Origin of the sequence: Actinomadura logoneensis (assembly GCF_003428695.1) — a bacterium.
Taxonomy (GTDB): domain Bacteria; phylum Actinomycetota; class Actinomycetes; order Streptosporangiales; family Streptosporangiaceae; genus Spirillospora; species Spirillospora logoneensis.
Window position 1 is genome coordinate 1 of sequence record NZ_QURH01000261.1, and the last position, 8,343, is coordinate 8,343.

The 8,343-nt window shown below is 74.9% G+C and carries 8 protein-coding genes and 1 pseudogene; 3 read left to right on the plus strand and 6 right to left on the minus strand.

Features of this window, described 5'->3' with window-relative positions; translation table 11 throughout:
• From DZF91_RS15535 to DZF91_RS42070, 3 genes and pseudogenes are all read right to left on the minus strand, one after another.
• Positions 1–1,097 (minus strand): annotated as a pseudogene (locus DZF91_RS15535) (hypothetical protein); the annotation flags it as partial.
• 7 nt (positions 1,098–1,104) lie between these two features.
• Positions 1,105–2,688 carry an Hsp70 family protein gene (locus DZF91_RS15540; RefSeq protein WP_117358185.1) on the minus strand — a complete coding sequence of 528 codons (1,584 nt, stop codon included), beginning with the start codon at positions 2,686–2,688 and terminating at the stop codon, positions 1,105–1,107.
• A 104-nt stretch (positions 2,689–2,792) separates the two neighbouring features.
• A complete protein-coding gene (locus DZF91_RS42070; RefSeq protein ID WP_235834318.1) occupies positions 2,793–3,635 on the minus strand; it encodes a nucleotide exchange factor GrpE in 843 nt (280 codons plus the stop codon).
• Positions 3,636–4,288: 653 nt separating this feature from the next.
• Between DZF91_RS42070 and DZF91_RS15550 the strand changes: the two genes are divergently transcribed.
• The 3 genes from DZF91_RS15550 to DZF91_RS15560 all read left to right on the plus strand — a co-directional run bounded on the left by DZF91_RS15550 (position 4,289) and on the right by DZF91_RS15560 (position 6,381).
• Complete coding sequence (locus DZF91_RS15550; protein WP_117358186.1) at positions 4,289–4,933, plus strand: class II aldolase/adducin family protein; 645 nt, start codon at positions 4,289–4,291, stop codon at positions 4,931–4,933.
• Positions 4,934–5,039: 106 nt separating this feature from the next.
• A complete protein-coding gene (locus DZF91_RS15555) occupies positions 5,040–5,849 on the plus strand; it encodes an enoyl-CoA hydratase (protein WP_117358187.1) in 810 nt (269 codons plus the stop codon).
• Between the two features lie 109 nt (positions 5,850–5,958).
• Positions 5,959–6,381 (plus strand): TIGR03668 family PPOX class F420-dependent oxidoreductase, encoded by a 423-nt coding sequence (locus DZF91_RS15560; protein WP_117358188.1) that lies wholly within the window; start codon positions 5,959–5,961, stop codon positions 6,379–6,381.
• Here DZF91_RS15560 and DZF91_RS15565 read toward each other — a convergent pair.
• The 3 genes from DZF91_RS15565 to DZF91_RS15575 all read right to left on the minus strand — a co-directional run.
• On the minus strand, positions 6,378–6,938 hold the full coding sequence (locus tag DZF91_RS15565; RefSeq protein ID WP_117358189.1) for a hypothetical protein: 561 nt from the start codon (positions 6,936–6,938) through the stop codon (positions 6,378–6,380). The genes DZF91_RS15560 and DZF91_RS15565 overlap by 4 nt on opposite strands.
• Before the next feature lie 30 nt (positions 6,939–6,968).
• The gene (locus DZF91_RS15570) at positions 6,969–8,000 is read right to left on the minus strand and encodes an ADP-ribosylglycohydrolase family protein (protein ID WP_117358190.1); all 1,032 of its coding nucleotides are present in this window, start codon (positions 7,998–8,000) and stop codon (positions 6,969–6,971) included.
• A partial coding sequence (locus DZF91_RS15575) for a helix-turn-helix transcriptional regulator (RefSeq protein ID WP_147341163.1) occupies positions 7,997–8,343 on the minus strand: 347 nt, incomplete at its 5' end. The genes DZF91_RS15570 and DZF91_RS15575, both read right to left, overlap by 4 nt.

An 8,343-nucleotide genomic window follows, 5' to 3' on the forward strand; every position in this document is an offset into this window, starting at 1 on the left:
GCCTCGCCCCCGGCCGCGTCCCGCCCAGACGCCGCCGTACCGGACTCGGTGAGCGCGCGGGCGAACTCGGCGGCGGCGTAGATCTCGCCCGCGCCGAGGAGTTCGCGGAGCCGGTCGGCCGGGCCGGGCTGCGGGGGACCGGCGGCGGGAGCCTGCTCGCGCAGGACGGCGAAGACCAGGCGGCGCGCGTCCGACGCGTCCACGCCCAGCTCCTCGGTCGCGTGCCGCAGCAGCGCCCGCTCGGACGCCCGCTGCCGCAGCCGCTCGCGCAGCCGGTCCACGACGTCGAACCGGATCAGGTCGGCCAGGTGCGCGCCGGGGTCCTCGCCCGGCCCGGCGCGCAGGGCCGCGAGGACGGTCTGCGCGTGCGTGGTGCTGGTGTCCCGGCTGCGCCGCGCCCACTCGGCGGCGACGGCCGCGACGGCCTCGGCGGACGGGACCAGCGGCGTGCCGTCCCGGCCCGGCGCGGCGAACCCGTCCAGCACCCGCATCGGGGCGCCCATCCGCCCCCCGAACAGGAAGTCGGCCAGGGTGCGGCGGCCGAGCACGTCCAGCGACTCGCGGACCTTGGCGTAGGCGGCGTACGGCGGCGCGGCGGGCAGCGGGTCCGGCTCGCGGACCTCGATCCGGCCCGCCGCGAGCGCGGCCAGCTCCGCGCCCGCCACCCCGGCGGTGCGGGCGATGTCCTCCAGCTCGCCGGGCGTCACCATCTGGATCAGGCCGCCCGCGTCGGCGAGCCGCGAGGCCGCGACCTCCATCCGCCGCCGGGTCCGCGCCTGTCCGCCCGCCAGGCGCTGCCGCAGCGGGCCGAGGTCGCCGCGCTCGGCGGCGGTGAAGACCGGCGCGAGCTCGCGGTGCTCGGCCTCCAGCCGGTCCACCAGCTTGCGGTACTTCAACTGGCCGCGCGCCCGCCGCCAGCACTGCCGGACCTGCTTGACCCGCGCGGCGACCGCCTCCGGCGTCGGCTGCTCGGGCAGCGCGTACCGGACGCGCAGGTCCTCCGGCGGCTGGTCGCCCGCCGCCCGCGCCGGCTCCAGCACCTCGCGCTGGTAGGCCGCGTCGAACCCCTGCCCGGACGGCCGGCCACCCGTGGTCATCGCGCGCTCAGCTCACCTTCACCCGGGACAGGGCGGTGCGCGACCGCTCGACCTCCTCCTCGGACATCCCGCCGACGTCCACCTTCAGCTCCAGCCGCTCGCCGGTCTCCTTCTCCACGGCGGTCACGTTGAGCAGCCCGGACGCGTCCAGCGCGAAGGTCACCCCGATCGGCCAGCCCGCCTGCTTGCCCTCCGGGATGCGGATCTGCCCGGTCGCGATCTCGGTGTTGTCGACCAGCTCCGCCGACTCGACCGACCCGGCCTGCTCCATCACCCGCACGTCGGCGGACGTCTGCTCGTCGTGGACGGTGTAGAAGTCCTCGGTGTGCGCGGCGGGCAGCTCGTCGTTGGCGTGCACCAGGTGCGCCACGTGCTCGGCGCCGCTGTCGCGGTCCACCACGACGATGCCGAACGCGTGCGAGGCGACCGTGCGGATCCGGCGGCCCGCGATCTGCGCCTTCTGGTCGGCCGACAGCCCGGCCCGTCCGGCCATCTCCTCGGCCTGCTCCTCCTGCCCGGCCGCCAGCAGCCGCCGGTAGGTCTCCTCGAACGCGTACAGCGCCGCGCCCTTGGCGACCGCGAGGTCGGGGTCCTGCAGCCGCGGGTTCAGGCCGAGCTCGGTGGACAGCCGCGCCGCGACGACCGGCATCTTGGTGGAGCCGCCGACCAGGACCAGGTCGTCGAAGTCGGTGACGCCCTTCTCCCGGGCGGTCTCCAGCGTCCGGCCGGTGATCTCGATCGTGCGGTCCAGCAGGTCGCGGGTGAGCTCCTCGAGCTTCTCCCGGGTGATCTCGACCGTCGCGCTGCGCCCGTCGTGCATCACCCGGACGGTGTGCGCGGTGCGGTTGGTCAGCGACTTCTTGGCGTCCTCGGCGTCCCGGCGGAGCTGCTGCTCGGACTGCCGGTCGTCCAGCGGGTCGCCCGCGTCGGGGTGCTCGGCGCGGAACCGCTCGGCCAGGTACTCCACCAGCCGGGCGTCCCAGTCCGCGCCGCCGAGCTCGTGGTCGCCGTCGGTGCAGACCACCTCGATGTGCCCGCCGCGCAGCGTGATGACCGTGGTGTCGAACGTGCCGCCGCCCAGGTCGTACACCAGGATCGTGCGGTCCTGCTCGGGGTTCAGCACGCCGTAGGTGATCGCCGCGGCGATCGGCTCGGACACGATGTCGATGACGTTCAGCCCGGCGATCCGGCCCGCCTTGCGGGTGGCGTCGCGCTCGGCCGCGCCGAAGTAGGCGGGGACGGTCACGACCACGTCGCGGGCGTCCTCGCCGGACTGGGTGCGCGCGTCGGTGACCAGCTTCAGCAGGATGAACGCCGACAGCTCCTCGGGGGTGTACTCGATCCCCTGGATCTCCCGGGCGACCTCGCGGCCCATGTCCCGCTTGACGAGGCTGACGACGTTCTCGGGCTCCAGGACCGCGGTGTCCTTCGCGGTCTGCCCGACGACCACGTTGTCCTCGCTCTCGAAGTACACCACCGACGGGGTGGTGTCGGTGCCCTCCAGGTTGCGCAGGACCGCGGGGCGTCCCACATCGTCGATGGAGGCAATGCAGGAGTAGGTGGTTCCCAGGTCGATCCCGTAGACAGCCATATCCTCTTCACCTATCGCTACCGGAGTGCGGCGGGGCACCGGCCACCGGGTCGCCGGAAGCCGGGTCGCGGGGCCGCCGGGCGCGGGCCGCCCGGAGCCGGACGTCAGCGCGCCGACCGTCGGTGACCATCGTCCCGCTCCGTCCGCCGCCGCGCATCGCTCTTGACCGACTTCGCCACCCGGACCCCGGCCTTGCGGACGACGCGGCCGCCGTTCTCGAACCCGTCCGACAGGACGGCGAGGACCGTCCCGGCGCGGTCCGGGTCGTCCGCCGGCACCGCCTCCACGGGCCGGTGCCGGGACGCGTCGTAGGGGTCGCCCGGCTCGACCTCGAACCGGACGGTCCCGGTCCGGGCCAGGGCGTCGGCGACCTCGTTCGCGCAGTCGCCGAGCAGCCGGGCGGCCCGCTCGGGTTCCGGCGGGGACGCGGCGGCCTGCCGCAGCGTGTCGTGGACCTTGTACAGGGCCGCGCGGACGGGTTCGAGCATCGCCTCGATCTCGCCGCGGCGCAGCCGCTGGTTCTCCTCGTGCAGCCGGTCGATGACCGACTCGCGGTGGGCGGCGCGGTCGGCCTCGCGGTCGAGCCGTCCGACCAGGTCGCGCAGCGCGTCGCGCATCTCCGCGACGGCCTCCCGCGCGCCCGTGTCGGCGTCGGCGCCTGTTTCCGTGCCGGTGCCGGTGCCGGTGCCGGTGTCGGTGCCGGTGTCGCCGGTCGTACGGTCGTCGGCGGTGCCGTCACCGTCCGTTTCCGTGGCCGCGGCGTCGCCGCCACTGCCGGATCCGGATGCGGCTTCGGACGCGTCGCCGCCGTCCACCTCCGCCGACGGGTCGTTCGCCGTCTCGTCGGTCTCCTCGGAGGCGGGGGGACCGGCCGCGTCCGACGGTCCGGACGGCGTCCGCTCGTCCCGCGAGCCCCCGCTGACATCCCGCTTCCGATCGCTCGACACGTTGAGTCACCTTAATGGGACGAACCTCGCAGGCAAAGGGCGCGCCTGAGCGCGCCCTGAGTTTTACCCGGCGAACTTCGGTCACGCGTCCGACGTATCCGTCGTGACGTGCGCATTGCCGCCATCCAAACGCCCGTCGCCGTCGGCGTTCGGCGCTGATGGGACCGCTCGGTGCCGCGCGTCGGCCCCGGGACCGCTTCACATGGGAGGGTCATCGAAAGAGAAAGGCGCACGAAAGTCGAAACCGGACGGCACATGTGCGCGTCTACATTCTCGGACACGGCACCCGGTCGCGGCGGCGCGGTCGCGATCGGGTGCCGTGTCCACCACGTTCGTGGCCCTGACCGGCGTGTTCAGTGCCGGGACCCGGGATCCGCCGTCGCCGCGCGCGGCCCGAGCGCCGTCCGCACCGAGCGTGACGAAAGAGCGGGCCGGTCCTTCCCGGGGCGGTGCCCGAGCGGCGTGTTGAGGGGTCGCCGTCTTTTCCCGTCGTCGTGGCCCGCGGGGTTTTTGCTGGAGAGTGTCGCGATGTGCGGGAGGACCGTCCGGGAGCTGTTCGACGGCCTCGGCGCGTTGATCGGCGAGGCGTAGCCTGGGGCGGGACGTCCCGGATTCGAGGGCCGGATGTGCGGGCCGGATGTGAGGGGTTGCGCGTGCTGCTTTCCACCGCTCGGTCGAAGGTGTGCAGGGCAGGCCGCCGCGTCGTCCAGGAAGGGCTCGTCACCGGCTCCGCCGGGAACATCAGCGTGCGCGCGGGGGACAAGGTGGTCGTGACGCCGGGCGGGGCGCAGCTCCACCGCCTCGCCGAGGCGGCGTGCCCCATCGTCGGCCTGGACGGGCGGGTCCTCAGGGGGCCGAAGGAGCCGTCGTCCGAGACGCCCATGCACCTCGCGATCTACCGCGAGACCGACGCGGGGGCGATCGTGCACACGCACTCGGCCGACTGCGTGGCGGTCTCGACCGTCCTGGACGAGCTGCCGCCGATCCACTACTACACGCTGATGCTGGGCGGGGTCGTGCGGGTCGCGGAGTACGCGACGTACGGCACGCCCGAACTGGCCCGCAACGTCCTCGCGGCCCTCCGGGGCGGACGCCGCGCCGCGCTCATGGCGAACCACGGCGCGGTCGCGCTCGGCCGCGACCTGGACGAGGCGGTCGAGAACGCGCTGCTGCTGGAGTGGCTGTGCGGCGTGTACCTGAAGGCGCGGGCGGTCGGCACGCCGCGCGCGCTGACCGACGTGCAGCTCGGCGACGCGGCGGAGCGTTTCGCCGGGCCGGGTTACGTCCCTCCCGCCTGATCGGGAATCGCCTACCCCTGTTTCCCGACCGCCCCTGCCTCTTTCCCGCGTGATCGGGGAGCTGTGTAACCTAGCGCTTGCTGGGTTGTCGCGAGAGGGGACGCCGATGTCGGAGTTCGTGCTGGTCGAGCGGCCCCGCCCGCACGTCGCGCTGGTCACGCTGAACCGACCCGAGCGGATGAACGCGATGGCGTTCGACGTGATGGTGCCCTTCCGCGACGCGCTCGCCGAGCTGTCCCACGACAACGGCGTGCGCGCGGTCGTCGTCACCGGGGCCGGACGGGGGTTCTGCTCGGGGGCCGACCAGGAGTCGCCCGGACGCATCCCCGGCATCGAGGGCCTGACCGTCTCGACGATCGCGCTGCGCTCCATGGAACTGCTCGACGACGTCGTGCGCACGCTCCGCCGGATGCGCCAGCCGGTGATCGCCGCGGTGAACGGCCCGGCGATCGGCGGCGGCCTCTGCCTCGCCCTCGCCGCCGACGTCCGGTACGCCGCGTCCGGCGCCGCCTACTTCCGCGCCGCCGGCATCAACAACGGCCTCACCGCGAGCGAGCTCGGCCTGTCCTACCTGCTGCCGCGCGCGATCGGGTCGTCCCGCGCGTTCGAGATCATGCTGTCCGGGCGCGACGTGGACGCCGCCGAGGCCGAGCGCATCGGCCTGGTCTCGCGCGCCGTCGCACCGGACGGGCTGCTGGACGCCTGCTACGCCCTCGCCGAGCGGATCACCGCGTTCAGCCGTCCGGGCGTGGAGCTCACCAAGCGGATGCTGTGGGCGGCTCTGGACGCCGGGAGCCTGGAGGCGCACATGGACCACGAGGGCCTCGGCCAGCTGTTCGTCCGGCTCACCACGCGCAACTTCGAGGAGGCGACGGCCGCCCGCAAGCAGGGCCGTCCGCCGAAGTTCGCCGACTGATCCGGCGCCCGGAGACGCGGCCGGGGGACGCGGCCGGGGGACGCGGCCGGGGGACGCGCCGTCCGCCCTCGGTCCGGAAGCCCGCGACCTGCTGTGATGTGATGGGCGGGTGCCGAGCCTCAGCCATCCGGACGCGCTCGCCCGCCTGACCGCGGCGCCCGTCGCCCGCCTCGCGACCGCGGCGCCGGACGGACGGCCGCACCTCGTTCCGATCACCTTCGCCGTGTCCGGCGGCAGTGTCTTCACGGCGGTGGACCACAAGCCCAAGCGCACCCGGGACCTGCGCCGCCTGGCGAACCTCCGGGCGAACCCGCACGCGTCCGTCCTCGCCGACCACTACGAGGACGACTGGGACCGCCTGTGGTGGGTCCGCGCGGACGGCCGCGCCCGCGTCCTCACCGACCCGGCCGCGATGGCCGCCCCGCTCGATCTGCTCGCCGCCCGGTACCCGCGCTACCGCGACCGCCGCCCCGACGGCCCGGTGATCGAGCTGGTCATCGACCGCCTCACCGGCTGGACCGCCTCGTCCTAGCCGGAGGCTTCGCGCCGGCCGGAGGCGTCGCGGCGGCCGGAGGCTTCGCGGCGGCCGGAGGCGTCGCGGCGGAAGCGGCGGCGCCACAGGCCGGCCGCGCTCACCGCGCCGAGGACGCCCGTGACGCTCAGGAAGAACGTCCCGATCGCGTTGGCGGTCGTCGATCCCCACTCCGCGCTGCCGCCCTCGGTCTGCACGAACGCGCCGACGTCGCGCACCCGGAGCCGCTGCCCGGGACTGAGGGACGCCTCGTGCGCGCCCCGCAGCTCCCTGTCGCGGGCGTTGGGGCGGACGTCGGCCCCGTCGCCGTTCCCGTCCGCGATGAAGACGCCGTACCAGGAGCACGTCCTGGAGCAGCGCCGGACGTCCACGACGAACACACCGGGCCGTCCCTTCCCGGCGGCGGCCCGGCTGGTGGCGTCGCCCTGCGTGACGGCCTCGCGCAGGCAGAGGACCGCGCCCGCGAACATCGCCGCGGTCAGCGCCACGCTCAGCACCAGGGCACCCCACGGCCTGCGCGCCGTCACCGGCGCGCCCGTCTTCCGGCGGGCCTTCACGGCCGCGCCTTCGGCGGTGCGCCGGAACGCCTATGCCAGGTCATCGGACGGCGTCCGCTCCCAGGCGTCCGCGACGGCCCGGAGCCGGTCGGCGTACTCGATGCGGGACGCCCACTCGGCGGGCCAGGCGTCCATGCCCAGATGCGCTCCCGCGAACGCCCCGGCGAGGCAGGCGATCGAGTCGGAGTCGCCGGAGCTGGCCGCGCCGCGCCAGATCGCCGACACCGCGTCCTCGGGGAACAGCAGGAAGCAGTAGAGCCCGGTTGCGAACGCCTCCTCGGCGACCCAGCCCGCGCCCGTGACCTCGCACGGGTCGGCGTCGCGGTCGGGCGAGCGGAGCGCCGCGTCCAGCCGGTCGAGGACGGCCAGGCACTCGTCCCAGCCGCGCGCGATGAACGCCTCGGCGGACGGGTCGTGCGCGTGCGTCCAGAGCGAGCCGAGCCACGCCTCCCGGTACACCGTGCGCTGCTCGGTCGCGTGCCGGCGGAGCGCGGACGGGAGGTCGGCCGGGTCCATGCCGTCCGCGAGCCGGCGGGTCGCCAGGGCCGTCAGCTCGCTCGCGGCGAGTCCGGTCGGGTGCCCGTGCGTGAGCGCCGCCTGGAGCTGCGCGGCTCCCGCGAGCTGGTCGTCGCTGAGGCCCGGCGCGAGCCCGACCGGCGTGACGCGCATGTTCGCGCCGCAGCCCTTGGAGCCGATGAGCGTCGCGCGCTCCCACGGCAGCCCGCGGTCGAGGCCCTGGCACGCGCGCAGGCAGGTGCCGCCGGGCGCGCGGTTGTTCTCCGGGTCGTGCAGCCAGTCGATGAACCGGCGCCGCCACATCGGCGTGACCAGCGAGGCGTCGAACGGCGGGTTGCGCAGCGCGTCCACCAGGCCCTCGGCCACGGCCAGGGCCATCTGGGTGTCGTCGGTGACCAGCGCGGGCGTCCGCTCGAAGTCGCGCGGACCGTCGACCCCGTACCGCTGGTGGATCTGCTTCATGGTGAGGAACTCGGTGGGAGCGCCCAGCGCGTCCCCGTACGCCAACCCGAAAAGACTTCCGCTCACACGATTCACGAGTGTCATTGTGCCCCGGACGCGTACGTTCCGGGCGTCACGCCGTAGCAGCGGACGAACCATCGGTGCAGGTGGCTCTGGTCGGCGAAGCCCGCGCGCGCCGCCGCCTCCGCCGGGGGCGTCCCGGCGCGCAGCAGTTCGCGCGCCACGCGGAGCCGGAGCTGGCGCTGGTAGTCGCTGGGAGCCATGCCGTAGACGCGGCGGAACGCCCGGTAGAGCGCGAAGCGGCTGCTTCCGGCGGCCCGGGCGAGCTCGTCGGCCGTCACGTCCGCGAGGGGGTCGTCGTGCAGGAGGTCGCGGGCGCGCGCGACCACGCCGTCCACCTGGCGGCCCGGCTCGGGGCGGCGGCCGG

Coding starts and splice junctions, on each gene's coding strand:
- DZF91_RS15570 (WP_117358190.1), bottom strand. CDS start 8,000: ATGACACTCGTGAATCGTGTGAGCGGAAGTCTTTTCGGGTTGGCGTAC.
- DZF91_RS15555 (WP_117358187.1), top strand. CDS start 5,040: ATGTCGGAGTTCGTGCTGGTCGAGCGGCCCCGCCCGCACGTCGCGCTG.
- DZF91_RS15540 (WP_117358185.1), bottom strand. CDS start 2,688: ATGGCTGTCTACGGGATCGACCTGGGAACCACCTACTCCTGCATTGCC.